Below are 17,447 nucleotides of genomic sequence, written 5' to 3'. Positions count from 1 at the left end.
GATTTTTAGTTGTTTTTGTAATGATATTTATTTTCAGATATTTTCTTAAAACCTCCTGTAAGAGAGCCATCATCTACAACTTCTTTGGATGTTTTCACAAGCCTTCCAGCGTTGTCATATTCAAAATATGTTGCTAGATTATTACTGTCTAATATATAAGATAGTTCGTCCCATTCATTATAAACATAACTAGACATAGAAGAACTTACAGGATGAATTCTGTAGTCATCTACGTGTATAATTCCGCTAGCTGAAGTTACATAAGGGAATTGTGTTCCTGTATTGTTTGAGAATGATACATAGTGGTTCATAAGTACCCAATCGCCAGCAGGAATGATTTCACCATTAAAAGCGTTTCCTTGAATTCTTGCATTGTCATTGTTCTCTTTGTGTACCCAAACAGATATTTTATATTTACCTGTTCTGTAGGTATTCTCTCGGAAAATTGCCCCTAAACGTCCTCCAACTGGTATTTCAACTGAACTTCTTCCTGTATGAAATTTTGTGTTAGTTCGTGTAGCGCCATTGTCCATTTTTATTTGCTGATCTATGTATGTAGTTGCTGTTGACGGGCTATCATTTTCAGCACCTGTGTAGAACATCTCTCCATATCCAGCATTTCCTACTGCCAATATTTTCGAAGAATCATCTCCTGTTTTTGTTGCTACTTTGTTACCGTTTACATCTTTGGTTTCAAGAGGCATAGAATAATGATTATATTGTGTAATTTCTGATAGTTGTTTCCATTCACTAGTCTGACTTGCGCCCAAATTCCAATTAAAAGTATCAGAATACCCTAGCAAGGTTCCATTGGTATCAAGATTTCCTTGCCATGTGTATGACTTGTGTTTACGCCAAATTTTTTCATCATCTGTTGAAGGTGTATTTTGTAGACCAACTTGATTTGTATATGACCAGTTATTATTCCAAGTTGTTATTCCTATACTTGTTTCTTTCCATTGATTGTTTACTTTTAAATATGTTTTACTCATCGCTTCTTGAGTTAACATATTTTTGTTGGTCATATCATCAACTTTTGCTCCCATTGCAATATATTTCGTATGAGCAGGAATGAGTTCTATTTTAAATTGATTTCCTTTACTACCTATGTTGGTAGATTCAAGTAATTGACCTGTTAAAAAATCATGCTTATCATAATACGTGACATTTTCGATTCCATTTGAAACTTCCGCAAGACTCGAAAGGACATTTGGATATTTTGTATAACTAGTATTGTCAAATCTCCAAGTTTCACTTCTAAATCCATTTAGATCTTCTCTAGATGTAAATCTGTGCATACTTTTAAAACTTTCTTGCGTAGTTCCTATTTGACCATCAGCATTCAAATCATCTTTATAATTATTAGTAACTTTTGATAACAAATGACCTTCTGAATTATAGCTTTCAGTTGATATTAAATTACCCAGTCTAGATAATTTATCTTCTATATTTACTTTCAATACATATGCTGCCCCAGGAGGTGCAAAATGACTGTCAGCTTCCATTGTTGCTGTTAATAAATTATAGTCTGCTGTCCCTGGGATTTTTTTCAATACTTCAAACTTGTAATTGGTTCGGGTATTCGCATCTAAATTTTCCACTTCAACATCTTCATAAAGTACTCCTGGCGCAGGTAGTTCAGAAGCAAAAGATAAATTATAGTCTTTTAACGGTATATAAGAAGTTGTTCCATTGTTGTAATTATAGTTGGTGATATATTCACTACTATTTTCATCAATAACTTTTATACTTTTTACGCGTATACCACCTCCTTCAAATTCTTGGTTTAAATTATATTTAGCAGTAATTGATATTGCATCGCCGTCAGTAGGATCGCATTCAAATTGATTTGGAGGAGCACTCACTTGAGCTCTATATTCTGTTCCTCCTAAATATTCTGTAATTGTAGCTGTTCTTGTTGTAGTTAATTGTGACACTCCTGAAAAAATATCAAAAGAGCCGCAGCCATAGAAGAAGTCTAATTGATCACCAACTTTAATTCCAAAGTGTTGTCTACTATCAATTATAAAATATCCATTGGCATCTGGAATAGTAACTGTTCTAGGCGTATTAAGGTCATCATAATACTGTCTTAAATCCTTTCTAAAAACTATTTCCCCTGCTGCCGCTGGTGTATACTTATCATTTTCATATTCTATTTGAATCTTTCCTCCTAACGGTGATTGTATAGAATTTAAACTCCAAACATCAGCTAAATCCTTATTATATCCCCAAATATCTATGTTATCTTTATTAAAAGATTCTGCTGCGTTTGCGTAATTGAATGAATAGGGAGGTATTAATTTAACACCTGATTTCCCTCCAAAATCTAGGGTGCTTAATGTTAATCTTCCTTTACTAGAAGCATTGGATGTTATCGAGTTTTTTCCTAGTGGATAGGACTCATCATAATTGAAGTCAATCGTTTTGACTGCTTTAACTTCTAAATTATTCAATACAAGATCACTTACGTCTAATACATTTTGATGTTGGTTTAATTGAAATTGTTTAATTATATTTTTATCAGCATATAAGGTTTCGTTTATTAAAGAAACAGGCATGTCGCTACTTCCATATCTAGTTGCCAAAATATCAAAGAATATATCATTTGTATACACTACACCATCTAATACAGAAGTTAGATTGCCAGCTCCTTTATTATAAGTAGCATCTTCATTTTTTAACAGTAATATTTTATCTAATCTTAAGGTTTTTCCTGAAGGAATATCAAAATATTTTAAATTTTGCTTTCTTGCTTCCCAGTCTTCTATTTCTATACCACTAAATTGATCTTGTGAAGCCAATGTCCAGGTTGAATTGTTTTGCCTATATAATACTTCTCCTGGTTTTGCAAATGGCTTTGTTTTATCTTCTTGAAAGCTTTTACTATTTGCTATATAATCAAAATTGCCTGAAGTCCATTTTGTCGTGTATTCTGGAATTTCGATTGAATTGTTATCCAATCTTAAATTTTTTACAAATAAGGCAGTATGTGTACGTGTCTTGATAGCATCTAAGTAATAAATTTGCTTTCTTCCGTAAGAATACACATAATTTTGATCATTATTATTGTAAATTGTTTCATACTCATTGTTCGGAGTTCTCCATCCATGACCGTCTGACCATTTTCCATAATCAAAACGCACCCAATACCCATAATCACCCTCGTCTGGATAGTTTCTGTTTGCATCCATTTTTATAAAATCAGGTCCAGTTATAGCTGTTAAAAGCCAATGAGTCGCGTACGGTTTAGATTTTGTTATTTCAAGGAAGTTTTTATCTTCATTCGTATCATCCTTAAAGTTTTTGTTTACAGATTCAAACTGATATACAGGTAAAGAATAGTGATATGTTTTCCCATCAACAGCTGTAATTTTAAAAGCACCTACACCTTCGTCTATAAATGTATTCATATCAGTGCGTACCAAATCTTTTGCTTCTAAAAATTCTGTTCCAGTAGTGTTATTTCTAATATCTTGATTGGAATACGTTTCAACATAATTCCCTGACCTTTTTCTGTTGTTGACATGTATTTGATTTCCATCTGGAGTTGTTGTCAAACTATAGTTGCCAGTATCTTGCGTGTAAAATTGTGTCGCATTAGCAGTATTCATCTGAGTAACAGAACTTGGTTTTAAAAACTTTGTTCTATCTATACGTCTAAAACCACTATATTCCCCGTCAAAATAGAAATATGTTTTTTCATTAATGTCATTCTCTGTGTCATTCTCTAAATTGGCTGGGGCTATGTATTCCTTCCAAGTTTCTAACGACGCTTCTATCTTATTTCCTTTCTGAATTAAATTTATTTCTTCAAAATAGTTAGGCTTAATATTACCAGAAATTCCCTGTGCATTTACAGAATAGTTGTCATGATTTGGTCTCAAAAACTCATTCGTATGACCATACGTTTCATCATATATTCCAGATTCTAAGACGTCCATAAAACTATTTTGATCCACTAAGTTGTTTCTAACTTTTAAAGCCTCATAAGGATATAAAGTTCCTGAAACGTATAAATTATTTCTTTTAAATAATGAATATTCCACTTCAGTGTTGATATATTTTAACCAAAAAGCACCAAAATCTAGATTTAACCCTTTTGTTTTTGATTTAATTGTATAATCGCCTGCTGACAATGATGATGATGAAGATGTGTATGAAGCACTCCTTTTTCCATAACCTAAGCCATTTGTAATCGAAGTTCCCTTAGAACTAAAAGATATTCCAACAGAAGACTTTAATGAATTATCATAGTTTAGACTATTTGAATAACTCCCATTAAATGTGTTATCGCTAAAATTATATCCTATTTTGGCACCTCCTCCTAACTTCATGTCGCCAGCAGTTTGACTAAAAGAATGTCCTAAACTGATACTTTTCGCAGATATCCCTAAACTAAACCCTTTCTTAAATTTAATACTAGCACCATAATTCGTATTTAAGTCAATAGAAGTTTTTCCATAGCCAAAACTAACACTTCCTCCAAAGGCCTTATTACTTCCCCAAGAAGCACCTAAACCAATAGAGATTCCTCCCTTAAATCTTCCGCCTATTCCAACATCATAAAAGTTTTCAGTCCAACCTACATCATAAAAAAATTCGTTTACTCTAGACTTACCCCAATCATCAGGAAATCCATTAACTGATCTATTAATGGCTCCAGGATTTAAATTCCAGCCCAATCCAACCCATGACGCTTCTTGATCCATCGCAATACCTGCATGATATGATAATGATAAAGGATAGCCGCCTTCAGGAGAAGGTACATTTAACAATGGAAGCACATAACTTAAATCTCCTGTGATTAAATTTACCATATCAGTAGCATCCACAGGTTCAAAACTAGATGCTTCTGGTGCTGTTGGTCCACTATTATTTGCTAATAATTGGTTTATTGGAATAATTGTAGATAAAAAATTTAGCGCTAAAAAAACCGCTAAAACTCTATGTGAAAATTTCGTTTTGACCATCTATTTATTGTTTAAAAGATAATTTTGGTTCGTGTTTTAGTATGTCTGTTGGAATTTTGAATTTTACTTCTCCTGTATTGGTTCCAAAATCTTCAATGGTTAGATGTAAATAATCGCCTTGAAGTTTTTCTTTATTTCTTGGGTATACCAACATGATTGTTGTTGCATTGCTCATCCCATACATTCTTGGATAGATAAAATCTACCATCTCTATAGTGTCTTTTTTCTTTGTAAATAAATTTACCTTTTGATCCATTCCAAAAGCAAGATCATTGACCATTTGCCCGAATTCATTTTTATTTTTAGGCAAAGCACTTAGTAATTCTTTAGTTCCTCGAGACATTGATAGATTGAAATATAGATATTGATTATACCTGTTTTTTAATGCTGGAATGCTGCTTTTATCTTGATTGGTCAGCTCTTGATGCACCAATAAATCGGTAGGCCGATACAATAGCTGAAATGTAATTCCGTTCACCGTTTTTTCTTGAAGAAAACCATTCGACTCATCTTGAATAAATGCTAACAATTCCGTTTGTGAATCAAAGGTATTGTTAGAACAACCAGACAGTATTACAACTATGGGAAGTAGTAAAAAAAGTATCTTTTTATTCATAAATTACTTTCCTTCAAATTCTTTATTTAAACCCTCTAAAACTTGTGCTGTTAAATCGGTTCCCTCAGAAGCATACATGATATTTCCATTGCCACCTGCACCAAATATGATTTGGTATCCTCCTTTTTTACCGTATTCTTTTACATAATCATTAATATCATTAATGACGGTCTGCGTAGCCTTTTGATCTTCTTCCGCTACTTGCTTTTGAACGGCTTGCTGATAATTATTGATTTGTTGCTGCTTATTTGATAGAAGCTCTTGTTGGAGTTCTTTTTCTTTTGTTGACATTGAAGAACGTTCTTTTTCATAAGTTTTCAACTCTTTTTGCCAACCCGAAATTAAACTATCAACATTTGATGTGAGCAGTTTAGTTTTTTGTTGCAAGTCATTGCGAACAATTTCCGTGCGCTTGTATCCATCCAAAAGTTTGTTTACATCTACGTAAACTAATTCGTTTGATGGTTTAAGATAGAAGATTGCAAATGTTGCCAATAGTACGGCAAGTATGGACAAGGAAATAGCTATTTTATTCATGTATATAGGTTAAATTAAAAACTAATTTTAGTTTCTGAAAAGCAATATTCGCGAAAGTAGTCTTTTCAACTAAAATTGGAAAATGTTTTTTGTAAGCGTTGATTTTTGGAAATAAGCGTTGATTTTTGAGCTTTTTTGCATGTTTTTTCTTGTTAAGAATATGTTAACAAATTTTTATTCCTGTTTTTTCGCTTGCAAATATGTCAATTTATGAACATTTAAAACATTAATTTTTGGTCATACTTCTGTAGTTGCAATCATTATATTTTGGCTGGAGCAAACCATACAATAATTTTAAATGTAAATTGGTATAATTCTCTAATCTCTATTTTAGTAGAAAAATAGAGAGGTAAAATCTTATTTTGAATGAGAAAAATAACCTTATAGTTTGCGCTCTTCCTTGTTATTGAACCAAAAAATTGATTGTTGGCGAGTTATCTTTTATTGATCCTTACATAATATGCAGTGAGTACGTTTTTCTACAACTTGGTTCAAATTTTGTGCTGGTATTATTTTTAATATTCTACATCCCAAAAAAACTTTATTAGTGATCTATTGAGTTGATCAAATCAAAAACGACTGAATTCAACCAAAACTATTTTTGAATTTCAAAATCACTAGTAAAATCATGCATTCAGTTTTAGAAATATTACAAAGTGTTCAGTGTTCAACCAGATTACTTACATGATCATATATAAGATCGTAAAAAATATTTTAAAATTAGATATCTTAAAGAATGTACCTATTTTTATAAAATACGTTACTAGTTTTACTTATTTCTAAATTTTCTTCTCAGATGAAAAATGCTATTTTTTTATTATTCTTATACATTTTAACTCCATTGTTTGGTAATAGTCAAACAACTCCACAAAGTGAATCTGACAGTTTGGAAAAGTATTCATTTAAACAGATAGCCAACACCTATGAATCTATCCGAAAAACAAATCCTAAGCTTGCTAAAATTTATCTGGATGCGCTTTATCCAAAAGCAACTAAAAGAGAAGAGAAACTTACTGCTTTTCTAAAAATGTGTCATCATCAAATTCTTCATGGAACTAAAGAAAAAGCGTTTTCATATCTAGAATCTGCTTATGATTTGGCTAAGATTGGAAAAAAGATAGAACTGGCATACGTGTATGAAAAAAAGGGATATTATTATTATAAGGAAAAAGAATATGATAACGCATCAAACTATTATTTTAAGGCTTTAGCAATTGCAGAATTAGAACAAAATAAAAATTTAATTCTAAAAATTGAACATAAAATTGGAGCACTTTATTATACCTTGGGCGAACTAGACAAGGCTTTAATAATACTTAATTTACTGTACAAAAAGGTGGAAACTGATACTATTGATTATAATTTAAGACTCAGTATTATAAGAAGCTTAGGAAATACATACTTACGTAAATATTCATTTTATAAAGAACAAAAAAAATTACTCGATTCTTTTTCTTTTTTCACACAAAAAGGACTCCAACTTGCAATTCAAGAAAAGGATCTGAAAACAATTGCATATTTTGAAAACTTATCTGGGATTCATGCTTTTATAAAAGAAAATTATGCAACAGCACTCACTTATTTTAATCGTTCGATAAAAACGAATGAAGTCACAAAAGTGCAGCAAACACTTCAAGAAAGTTACTTTTACAAAGGAAAAACATTTTTAAGATTACAGCAAACTGATAGTGCCATTTATTATATTAAAAAAAGTGAACCATTTTTTAGAGGCGCTTCAAAAAAATTAAACAAACCTTCTACCTATTCACTTCTATCAGAATGTTATGAGCAAAAAGGAGATTTAAAAAATGCTATAAAATATGCACAGCTAGCAATTGCATATACTGAGCAACGCTATTCAGATAATGAAAAAACCAAGGCATCCATAGACCAAAAAGATAAAATACGCATACTTCAAAAAAGGATCTATAGATTAGAAGATGCTTTAAAAAACATCTCCAAAAAGAAAACAGGTTGGTATATTTTTTCAATAATACTGGTTATATCGCTTATTGTAGGATATTTATTTTTTAGAAGGCGTGAACAAAAAAATAAGGCTTCTTTTCAAAAACTTCTTGAGGAAACAAAAGAAAATGATGCTAATATCGTAAAAAAAGTAATTCCTGAAGTACAAACTCAGCAAATTCTGGATGCACTGACACAATTTGAAAGCGATCATTTGTTTTTACAACAAAATTGCACATTGCCTTTCTTGGCAAAAAAGCTGCATACGAATACAGCGTATCTTTCTAACATTATAAATGAGTATAAGAATGAATCTTACACAACATATATAAAAAAATTACGTGTCCAGTACTCCATAAAACGACTTAAAGATGACACCCGTTTTAGAGCCTATACAATTGAAGCTATTGCAAAAGAATGTGGTTTTAAAACTGCAAAACCTTTCTCTAGGGCATTTAAAAAAGTGACAAACATATATCCGTCAACGTTTATTAAAAATCTACATAAAATTGATAATCAAAGCAGTTAGTTAGGGCTAGTTTATAAATTGACAGAATGAAGTTTACAAAGTTAGCTGTATATCCTTTTATATTTGATGAAATTGTTAACAGTCAGATGTAAACTCTTACCAGAGAAATAATCTGAATTTTAAAACCGCATTCGTATGAAAAAAAAACTTTTATTTAAGAAGGAACAAATCTCAAAGTTGAATCAATTTAGTATAACTGGTGGTGATGATTTTGGAGGAACAGAGACCACTACTGATTCTGGACATGACCCAAGCGATAACTCAGACCCAACATGGCTAAATTGTAATACGAATGAAGTAACATGCGTAGCTTGTATTTCAGTGCATCACTCTATGTGCATGGTTGGTGTGACTAAATGTTAAAATTATAACCAACTTGGAAAAATTCACAGTTTCACGAGAAGTACACACATAAAAAAAGCCACCCTAATGGATGGCTTTTGAAAGCTTTGCTCCCCCTCTTGGGCTCGAACCAAGGACCCTTTGATTAACAGTCAAATGCTCTAACCAACTGAGCTAAGGAGGAGTGTTATTGCTTTTTGCGAGGGCAAATATATGCTATTTTTTATTTCGAACAAACAAATTATTTAAAAAATTGAAAAACTTTTAACTTGTTTGATGCTTCTACGACTTAACTGCCTTTGATCAAGTTCCAAATGTCGTTTCCGAAGATGACTACCATTAAACTCATGATGATCACAAATCCTATGATTTGACCAATTTCCATGACTTTCTGCGAAGGTGCTTTTCCCACAATGATTTCGTACAATAAAAACATTACATGACCACCATCCAAAGCTGGTATAGGTAAGATATTTAAAAAGGCTAACCACACGGAAAACATCGCCATAAAGCCCCAAAAGAACTTCCAATTCCATGAAGGTGGCATCATTTCTACAATCCCAATTGGACCTTTTACTTTTTTGTATCCTTGAATGACAGGATTAAATATCAACTTGAATTGTTTTACTTGACGTACCAATACGTTGATCGTTTCTTCAAAGCCTCTAGGGATCGCCTCTATAAACCCATATTCTTTTTTGACAAGCAACCGCTCTTTCGCTTCTTCACTATTCAATATAACACCAATAGTGGCACTATCTGTAACTTTTACAGGAAACATCAATTCACGACCGTCCCTTTTTAGCGTAATAGTTACTTCCTTACTTTTATTTGCTTTTATGTTTTTGGTGAATTCATCCCAAAACTGCACCTTAGTTCCGTTTACAGCAATAATTTCATCATTCGTAAGCAATCCAGCTTCTCGAGCGTTGGTTTTGGTAGTATCTACTGTAATAACAGGTGCAAAACGTGGATTTACAAAGTTTCTTCCTTGACTATCTAAAGCTGCTTTTTTACCTTCATCACTCAACAGAAAGGTTTCTTCTTTTCCATTGCGCAATACCGTCATTTCATCACCTAAAAGAATATCAATAGACAAGTATTTGTCTAGTTTTTCAACATCTTTCCCGTCTATTTTAAGAATTTTATCGCCCGTACGCAATCCTATTTGCTCTGAAATTTCATCTACATACAATCCATCTTTTATTTCGTCTACAGGAATATACGATTCACCATAGTATACAAATGTGGAAATGTAAATTACCCAAGCTAACAAAAAGTTCACAATAACGCCACCTAACATAATAATTAAACGTTGCCAAGCGGGTTTGGAACGGAATTCCCACGGTTGTGGTGGTTTTTCCATTTGTTCTTTGTCCATGCTTTCATCAATCATTCCGGCAATTTTTACATAACCACCTAAAGGCAACCAACCAATTCCATAAACGGTGTCACCCACTTTCTTTTTCACAATAGAAAACCAAGGATCAAAGAATAAGTAGAATTTTTCAACTTTTGTTTTGAAAAGTTTTGCTGGTATGAAATGCCCTAATTCATGAAGAATTACTAAAATTGAAATGATTAAGACAAACGATGTAATCTGAATAAATACGCCCATTTATAATGTAAAATGTTTATAGAACGCACAAAAGTAAGGTTTTATGATTACTTAAAAAAAATAGCAGCAACCTAAAAATCAGATTTTACCATATTTACTCAGAAAGTGTATGTGATGTGTTATTTTTTAACAGTTACCAGCGAAGTTTTATTTGCCGTATTGTCAATAGAAGATTGAATTTCCAATTCAGCAACAGCATCAATGTCAATTCTAATGGTGTTATTTTTAGAAATCATATCAAATTTGGGATCCAAAATAATATCTGCAATTTCAAAATCTACACTAATAGCAAATTCCTGTCCGTTGAAAGTATGATCAACTGTAAGGTATTTTTCTTCTCCTTGCGCACCAACTACTAAAACTGGAACGTTCATTTCAAAGAAATCTACTTTTTTGCTCGATTGTGTTTGATTGAATGTAAGATTCAATTCATTCGTACTCGCTTGATACCACGCTACATCATACGAAGGATATCCTTGTCCGTAAATCCAATCGCTAAAAAATTCTTGTAAATCTTCTCCGCTTGTATTTTCTAAATGTGCTTGTAATTGGTCTGTATTTGCATATCCATACGCCAATTCTTCATCGTTTAAATAATTTCTGATCGCTTTAAAAAATACTTCGTCTCCTAATTTTTGACGCAACATGTGAATCACCATCGCACCTTTATTATAGGTCAAACGAGAACTAAAAATACGCCCTACATTCTCTAGTTTTTCATCTTGTATATACACAGAACCAGCGCGCGACGTGGTAATGTCTGCAATTTTTCCACGTTTCCAATTGATAAAATCTTCTTCTCCATCAAAATGACGTTCTACCAATCCAGATAAATACGTGGCAAATCCTTCGTTGAGCCAAATATGATTCCAAGACTCACATGTCACTTTGTTTCCAAACCATTGGTGTGCCAATTCGTGCGCAATTAACGATCTGCTAAAATTCCCCATAAAAGAAATCGTTGAATGTTCCATACCACCGCCATATTCAAACTCAGCGTGACCGTATTTTTCATCTTTATAAGGATATTCCCCAAATAAGTCTTGAAACAAATTCATGATTTCCACCGTCACTTCGGTATACTCTTCGGCTTTGTCTTTAGATTCAGGATACACATAATTTACAATATCAAAACTATGTCCATTTCTTTCTATCGTTTGCGAGAAAACCTCATACTCTGTTACGGCAATTCCAATTAAATAGGTCGGAATTGGGTAATTATGTTGCCAATGCGTCGTCATCAAAGCTCCTTCTTGAGTTTCTGATATTACCATTCCGTTGGAAACAGCTTTGTAAGCTGCAGGAGCCGTAATGATGACGTCAATTTGATCTATTTTATCGTTTAAGTCTTGTTTGCATGGCCACCATTCGCTAGAACCATACGGTTCAGAAAGTGTATATAATGATGGGATGTTATTTCGTGTTTTTGTTGTGACAAATCCGTCGCCACTTGTATTCTTGTTAGGAGTTCCTTCGTAGGCAATCGTTAACGTATGTGTTGCCGTTTCGCAAAGATCATTTGTAAATAAAATGGAAAGCTCGTTATTTTCGTGGATAAACTGTAGTGGTTTTTCATCATTTCCAGTCACGGAAGACACTTCTAAATTATCATATAAATCAAAAACGATCGTATCTGTATTTTCTAAAACGCGAAATTCTGTAGTAACTTCTCCTTTAATGTAGTGTTTTTCAGGATCTAACTCTAACTCTAATCTATGCGAAAGTAAATCATAATAAGCTGTGTTCTCATTTGCTTGAAAATCCTGTAGTTTTACTGCTTTCTGAGACTCACCATTAGCGACATTGATCAAGTCTTGATCAGTTTGGCTAAGAGCGACGAAAGTCCATAAAAAACCAATGGCTAAGATGGTTTTTTTCATAGTTAAGCTAGATTTGGGATTAACAATATAGGAATTTTTCCCAGTCAAATTTAAAAATCGTAAATTTGTCCACGGTTTTTTCGATAAACCCCCTAAAATTTATCGACGAACTGTAAATTTATCCGTTAAACGACATTACATGTTAACATTTTTTAAGAAATACAGACTTTTTGCGATCGTAATGGGCTGTATATCAACCATTATCATTGTATCTTTTTACTATGCATTGAAGCAAGAAGACGCACTTCCAGTGTATCAGCCTGATAATTTCAACCCTGAATTGGTAGACGCTTCCATTCAACACGTTCGAAAATATCATGTGATTAAAGATTTTAAACTCATCAATCAAAACGGAGATACCATCACACAAGACACGTATAAAAATAAAATTTATGTAACCGATTTTTTCTTTACAACATGCCAAACAATTTGTCCAGTAATGACAAAGAATATGGCGCTTGTGCAAAAAGAAATTCTTGACGATGATGATGTCATGTTGTTATCGCATTCGGTCACGCCAGAAATTGATACAGTTGCACAACTCAAACGCTATGCTATTGAAAAAGGTGTCAATGATAAAAAGTGGAATTTAGTCACGGGCGATAAGAAACAGATATATGACCTAGCTCGCAAATCGTATTTGGCTGTAAAATCTACTGGTGATGACGATTATGGCATGATACATACCGAAAATTTCATTTTGGTTGACAAAGAAAAAAGAGTTCGTGGAACCTACGACGGTACCAATGAGGAAGCAATTCAAAAACTACTAAAAGATATTAAAATTCTCAAAGCTTCTTACGAATAATGCTTTTTTGACACGGAAATTTTCTAACTAAACTTTTTGGTGTATTTTTGCTTCTTTAAAATTAATCTAAATAAAGACGTGTTGACGATTGCAGATTTAAAAAAAGGGGAAACAGCGATTATTCTCGACTTTCCAATTGATTCCATTCCGCTAAAACTTATTGAAATGGGTTGCTTGCCTGGAAACGAAATTTCATTGGTACAAACCGCAATTTTTAATGGTCCTTTATTTTTAACGATTAACGAAAGTAATATTGCCATCAGAAAAGATACTGCAGCGCAAATTCAAATTGAAAAAGTTTTGTAATTCCAGTTCCTCATGAGTGATTCAACCATAAAAGTAGCCTTAATAGGAAATCCAAATACAGGAAAAACATCCTTATTTAACCATTTGACAGGCTTGAACCAAAAAGTTGGAAATTACCCTGGCATTACAGTAGATAAGAAGACAGGAACTTGCAAACTCTCCAAAACGCAAAAAGCAACCATTTTAGATTTGCCAGGAACTTATAGTTTAAATCCTTCTTCCGCAGATGAAAAGATTGTAATTGACGTTTTAAATACTCCTGAAAATGACAATTATCCTGATGTTGCTATTGTGGTAACAGATGTGGAACAGTTAAAACGCAACTTGCTCATCTACACGCAAGTAAAAGATTTAGAAATTCCCACAATATTGGTCGTGAACATGGCGGATCAAATGCAATCGAAAGGAATTTCTATAAACATTCCACAGTTAGAAGCAGATTTAAAAACGAAGATTGTCGTCATCAGCTCCAAGCAAAAAACAGGAATTGATGAGGTAAAAGAAGCCATCATCGAATACAAATCACTGTCAACAAAACGTTGCATTCCCGCAGAAAGAATTACACAAAATACCATTACCAATACCGATTTATTCACTTCTCTATCAAAAACGGAACTTAAAAAAGTACAGCACCGCGAAACCATTGTGCGCTATCAATTTATCAACGAAGCGTTGAAAAAGTCGTATGTAGTCGATCGTTCCAAAGCAACAGACATACAAGCGAAACTCGATCGTGTTTTTACACATAAATTCTTTGGCTACGGGATTTTTGCCATATTATTATTGCTAATATTTCAAGTGATTTTTGAGTGGAGTAATGTGCCTATGGACTTTATTGACGGCGCATTTGGCGCACTTGCCAAATGGACAAAAGAAGTATTGCCTGCTGGAATGTTTACCGATTTACTCGCCGATGGCATCATTACTGGTTTGGGCGGAATCGTCATTTTTATTCCACAAATTGCCTTTTTATTTCTCTTTATTGCCATTTTGGAAGAAAGTGGTTATATGAGTCGCGTCGTCTTTTTAATGGATAAAATCATGCGTAAATTTGGCTTGAGCGGAAAAAGTGTCGTTCCGTTAATTTCGGGTGCCGCTTGCGCGATTCCTGCAATTATGGCAACGAGAAACATAGAAAGCTGGAAAGAACGTTTGATCACCATTTTAGTGACACCGTTTATCACGTGCTCAGCGCGTTTGCCTGTGTACGCCATTTTGATTGCGCTCATCATTCCGAACGAACGTGTGTTTTGGATTTTTAATTGGCAAGGAATTACCTTAATGTTATTATACTTGATCGGATTTGCCATTGCGTTACTATCAGCGTACATTTTACATAAAACCTTACGAATTGAAAGCAAGTCGTATTTTGTAGTAGAATTGCCAAAATACAAAGTGCCATTGTTGAAAAATGTGGCATATACGGTTGTTGAAAAAACCAAAACATTTGTGTTTGAAGCTGGAAAAATCATTTTAGCGATTTCCATTATTTTGTGGGTTTTAGGATCTGTTGGTGTGAATGATCAATTTCATAATGCGGAATCCATTGTAGCGGAATCCATTGAAAAAAATGGTTTTACAAAAATACAAGAAGTTGCGTTGAAAAATAAAATACTTCGCTACGGTGAAAGTTTGGAAGAAGAATATAAAGAAGCTGGAAAAACGTTTGATGAGGAAGCGATGAATGATTCTATCATCAAAAAAATACCTGAATTTAAAGAAGAATTAATTGAAGATGAAATTGCAGGAATGCGCTTGGAAAATTCAGTATTGGGTACAATTGGAAAAGCCATAGAACCTGCCATTAAACCTTTGGGTTACGACTGGAAAATAGGAATTGCCTTAGTAAGTTCGTTTGCAGCGCGCGAAGTCTTTATCGGAACTTTGGCAACCATTTATAGTGTAGGAAGCGAAGGCGATGACGAAAGTGGAAATACCATCAAAGCAAAAATGCAAGCAGAAGTGCATTCCAACTCTGGAAAAAAAGTATTTACCTTTGCTACGGGAATTTCACTCTTACTATTCTATGCGTTTGCCATGCAATGCATGAGTACATTAGCAATTGTAAAACGAGAAACCAATGGCTGGAAATGGCCCATGATTCAATTAGGTGCCATGACCGTGATTGCGTATGTTGCAGGATTGATTGCGTATCAGTTTTTAAAATAATAGCATGATTCAAAAGATAATAGTTGGTGTTGTATTTTTAATTGCGATAGCTTTTATCGTGAAGAAATTCTTTTGGAAAAAGAAAACCGCAAAAGCTTGTGGAGAAGACGATTGCGGTTGTTCATAAGTATAATTTCACTTTTTAAAAATAATAATTCAATCCAAAAAGTAAGTTCGAAGAATTTAATGACAAATTAATTGCTTTGTTATCCCTTTCGGAAGGAATATTATCTCCTTCAAAATTACTTGAAGAGTAGCCAAAGAATCCTATAGAAGTTTCCAATGCCAATTTTTTATTGAGCATCAATGTAATTCCTGGGCGAAGTCCCGCAGAAAAACTATTTTCTTTAGATCTGTCAACATTTGTATGTTGTAAACTAACTTCTCCTTGAAGATAAAGTGCTAAACGCTTTCCTATTCCTTTATAATAGCGTACAAAAGGAAGTATTCTATATCTATTTCCTATTACTGAATTTGAACCAAACGTAGTGACTTCATGTCCGTAACCAAGGCCAGCGCCTAAAAAAAGGTTTTCAGCAATACCGTACGCATAAGAAACTTGAAAGTTATAGGAATTACGTTTCTCGTCTACGGTAGTATTCGCAGTTAATGATCTGGTTTCTTGATTCGTTACACTTATAGAGAAGTTTGTATTGATAAACTGTGTGTGTTTTTCAAAACGAAGTTTATCTGAAGTTTGTGTGTCTACTTCTTGCGCATGAACAAATGCAACTATAAGCAGACTTATATAAAGTATATTTTTTTTCATTTTTGTATGTTGATTTTCAAAATGGTAAGATGGTCGTTAGTCGTAGATTTTTTCTAACTACGTTTAGCAGCTTACCAAAAATTGTGATGTTTATGATTTGATGCGCGCCTAGAAATAATAGTTCAATCCAAAAAATAATTCAGAAGAGTTTAAAGATAAACCAAACGAATTGCCTGTTGTTTCAGTATCTAATTGTTCGCTTTCTCCTTTTCTATGTGAATAACCCAATGCGCCAATAGAAGTTTCTATAGCTAGATTTTTATTGAGCATCAATGTAATTCCTGGTCGCACTCCAACAAAGAAATTGTCAGATGTTCCGTTGTTTAATGAGTTTAGGTCATTTTCAATACGAAAATATCGTGCTTCTCCTTGCACAAATAGTGCTAATTTTTTTCCTATTCCTTTGTAATAACGCACATATGGAAATATTTGATACGACTTATTATCGCTTTCATTTTGCGTTACATTATTGATTTCACTCTTGAGATTAGTAATGGAATATCCCAAACCAATTCCTAAGAATAAATCGCTGCTAATGGCATACGCATAGGAAGCATTTATTTGAAAGCCAAAAGCATCACTTTCTCCATTTCCTATTTGTCCTTGCATTTGTTGCGTAAAGTCAGATTGACTACTATTCAAAGAAAAATTTAGGTTTACAAACTGTGTTCCTTTATCAAAAGTAAGTTTGTCAGCAGTGTTTTTGTCGTCATCTTGAGCATTTACAAAGGCAATACATAGTAGACACACGAATAGTGTAATTTTTTTCATTATAATGGTTTTAATGTTAATGTTGCTACCAAATGTACTATAGCCGTTTCAAAATCCCTGTCTTTTTAACAGTGCTTTAATGGTATTTTAATAGACTTTAACGAAGCGTGAAGTGTTGAAATAGGAGATGTAGGTAAAAAATAAGCATAAAAAAAGAGAGTGTT

The 17,447-nt window shown here is 33.2% G+C and carries 13 protein-coding genes and 1 tRNA gene; 6 read left to right on the top strand and 8 right to left on the bottom strand.

Annotation, left to right across the window (positions count from 1 at the left end; all coding sequences use genetic code 11):
* Positions 1 to 5: 5 nt before the first annotated feature.
* From KORDIASMS9_RS06855 to KORDIASMS9_RS06845, 3 genes are read right to left on the bottom strand one after another with little or no spacing between them, the layout of a single operon-like run.
* Complete coding sequence (locus KORDIASMS9_RS06855; RefSeq protein WP_114902132.1) at positions 6 to 4,973, bottom strand: hypothetical protein; 4,968 nt, start codon at positions 4,971 to 4,973, stop codon at positions 6 to 8.
* Between the two features lie 4 nt (positions 4,974 to 4,977).
* Positions 4,978 to 5,589: a hypothetical protein gene (locus KORDIASMS9_RS06850; RefSeq protein WP_114902131.1), complete on the bottom strand. Its 612-nt coding sequence runs from the start codon at positions 5,587 to 5,589 to the stop codon at positions 4,978 to 4,980.
* 3 nt (positions 5,590 to 5,592) lie between these two features.
* On the bottom strand, positions 5,593 to 6,126 hold the full coding sequence (locus KORDIASMS9_RS06845) for an OmpH family outer membrane protein (RefSeq protein WP_114902130.1): 534 nt from the start codon (positions 6,124 to 6,126) through the stop codon (positions 5,593 to 5,595).
* A gap of 796 nt (positions 6,127 to 6,922) precedes the next feature.
* On the opposite strand from KORDIASMS9_RS06845, the gene KORDIASMS9_RS06840 reads away from it, so the two are divergent.
* Positions 6,923 to 8,620: a helix-turn-helix domain-containing protein gene (locus KORDIASMS9_RS06840; protein WP_114902129.1), complete on the top strand. Its 1,698-nt coding sequence runs from the start codon at positions 6,923 to 6,925 to the stop codon at positions 8,618 to 8,620.
* Positions 8,621 to 8,755: 135 nt separating this feature from the next.
* A complete protein-coding gene (locus KORDIASMS9_RS06835) occupies positions 8,756 to 8,983 on the top strand; it encodes a hypothetical protein (RefSeq protein ID WP_114902128.1) in 228 nt (75 codons plus the stop codon).
* An 89-nt stretch (positions 8,984 to 9,072) separates the two neighbouring features.
* On the opposite strand, the gene KORDIASMS9_RS06830 is transcribed toward KORDIASMS9_RS06835, so the two are convergent.
* The 3 genes from KORDIASMS9_RS06830 to KORDIASMS9_RS06820 form a co-directional block, all read right to left on the bottom strand.
* Positions 9,073 to 9,146, bottom strand: a tRNA-Asn gene (locus KORDIASMS9_RS06830).
* Positions 9,147 to 9,251: 105 nt separating this feature from the next.
* Complete coding sequence (gene rseP / locus KORDIASMS9_RS06825; protein ID WP_114902127.1) at positions 9,252 to 10,580, bottom strand: RIP metalloprotease RseP; 1,329 nt, start codon at positions 10,578 to 10,580, stop codon at positions 9,252 to 9,254.
* Between the two features lie 119 nt (positions 10,581 to 10,699).
* Positions 10,700 to 12,460, bottom strand: a complete 1,761-nt coding sequence (locus KORDIASMS9_RS06820; protein WP_114902126.1) for a M1 family metallopeptidase — start codon at positions 12,458 to 12,460, stop codon at positions 10,700 to 10,702.
* Positions 12,461 to 12,599: 139 nt separating this feature from the next.
* Between KORDIASMS9_RS06820 and KORDIASMS9_RS06815 the strand changes: the two genes are divergently transcribed.
* The 4 genes from KORDIASMS9_RS06815 (at position 12,600) to KORDIASMS9_RS06800 (ending at position 15,870) form a co-directional block, all read left to right on the top strand.
* The gene (locus KORDIASMS9_RS06815) at positions 12,600 to 13,268 is read left to right on the top strand and encodes an SCO family protein (protein WP_114902125.1); all 669 of its coding nucleotides are present in this window, start codon (positions 12,600 to 12,602) and stop codon (positions 13,266 to 13,268) included.
* Positions 13,269 to 13,346: 78 nt separating this feature from the next.
* The gene (locus tag KORDIASMS9_RS06810) at positions 13,347 to 13,574 is read left to right on the top strand and encodes a FeoA family protein (RefSeq protein ID WP_114902124.1); all 228 of its coding nucleotides are present in this window, start codon (positions 13,347 to 13,349) and stop codon (positions 13,572 to 13,574) included.
* A gap of 12 nt (positions 13,575 to 13,586) precedes the next feature.
* Positions 13,587 to 15,743 (top strand): ferrous iron transport protein B, encoded by a 2,157-nt coding sequence (feoB, locus tag KORDIASMS9_RS06805; RefSeq protein WP_114902123.1) that lies wholly within the window; start codon positions 13,587 to 13,589, stop codon positions 15,741 to 15,743.
* A 4-nt stretch (positions 15,744 to 15,747) separates the two neighbouring features.
* Positions 15,748 to 15,870, top strand: a complete 123-nt coding sequence (locus tag KORDIASMS9_RS06800; RefSeq protein WP_114902122.1) for a FeoB-associated Cys-rich membrane protein — start codon at positions 15,748 to 15,750, stop codon at positions 15,868 to 15,870.
* Between the two features lie 15 nt (positions 15,871 to 15,885).
* Here KORDIASMS9_RS06800 and KORDIASMS9_RS06795 read toward each other — a convergent pair whose 3' ends face one another.
* The gene (locus KORDIASMS9_RS06795; protein ID WP_114902121.1) at positions 15,886 to 16,512 is read right to left on the bottom strand and encodes an outer membrane beta-barrel protein; all 627 of its coding nucleotides are present in this window, start codon (positions 16,510 to 16,512) and stop codon (positions 15,886 to 15,888) included.
* 108 nt (positions 16,513 to 16,620) lie between these two features.
* Positions 16,621 to 17,283 carry an autotransporter outer membrane beta-barrel domain-containing protein gene (locus KORDIASMS9_RS06790; protein ID WP_114902120.1) on the bottom strand — a complete coding sequence of 221 codons (663 nt, stop codon included), beginning with the start codon at positions 17,281 to 17,283 and terminating at the stop codon, positions 16,621 to 16,623.
* Between the last annotated feature and the right edge of the window lie 164 nt (positions 17,284 to 17,447).

Source organism: Kordia sp. SMS9 (assembly GCF_003352465.1).
Classification (GTDB): domain Bacteria; phylum Bacteroidota; class Bacteroidia; order Flavobacteriales; family Flavobacteriaceae; genus Kordia.
This window is presented reverse-complemented; position numbering and strand designations above follow the sequence as displayed.

What these genes read in the sequence shown, in the direction of transcription:
- KORDIASMS9_RS06790 (WP_114902120.1), bottom strand. Translation starts at nt 17,283, where the DNA reads ATGAAAAAAATTACACTATTCGTGTGTCTACTATGTATTGCCTTTGTA.
- KORDIASMS9_RS06840 (WP_114902129.1), top strand. Translation starts at nt 6,923, where the DNA reads ATGAAAAATGCTATTTTTTTATTATTCTTATACATTTTAACTCCATTG.
- rseP (WP_114902127.1), bottom strand. Translation starts at nt 10,580, where the DNA reads ATGGGCGTATTTATTCAGATTACATCGTTTGTCTTAATCATTTCAATT.
- KORDIASMS9_RS06815 (WP_114902125.1), top strand. Translation starts at nt 12,600, where the DNA reads ATGTTAACATTTTTTAAGAAATACAGACTTTTTGCGATCGTAATGGGC.
- feoB (WP_114902123.1), top strand. Translation starts at nt 13,587, where the DNA reads ATGAGTGATTCAACCATAAAAGTAGCCTTAATAGGAAATCCAAATACA.
- KORDIASMS9_RS06835 (WP_114902128.1), top strand. Translation starts at nt 8,756, where the DNA reads ATGAAAAAAAAACTTTTATTTAAGAAGGAACAAATCTCAAAGTTGAAT.
- KORDIASMS9_RS06855 (WP_114902132.1), bottom strand. Translation starts at nt 4,973, where the DNA reads ATGGTCAAAACGAAATTTTCACATAGAGTTTTAGCGGTTTTTTTAGCG.
- KORDIASMS9_RS06800 (WP_114902122.1), top strand. Translation starts at nt 15,748, where the DNA reads ATGATTCAAAAGATAATAGTTGGTGTTGTATTTTTAATTGCGATAGCT.
- KORDIASMS9_RS06850 (WP_114902131.1), bottom strand. Translation starts at nt 5,589, where the DNA reads ATGAATAAAAAGATACTTTTTTTACTACTTCCCATAGTTGTAATACTG.
- KORDIASMS9_RS06845 (WP_114902130.1), bottom strand. Translation starts at nt 6,126, where the DNA reads ATGAATAAAATAGCTATTTCCTTGTCCATACTTGCCGTACTATTGGCA.
- KORDIASMS9_RS06795 (WP_114902121.1), bottom strand. Translation starts at nt 16,512, where the DNA reads ATGAAAAAAAATATACTTTATATAAGTCTGCTTATAGTTGCATTTGTT.
- KORDIASMS9_RS06820 (WP_114902126.1), bottom strand. Translation starts at nt 12,460, where the DNA reads ATGAAAAAAACCATCTTAGCCATTGGTTTTTTATGGACTTTCGTCGCT.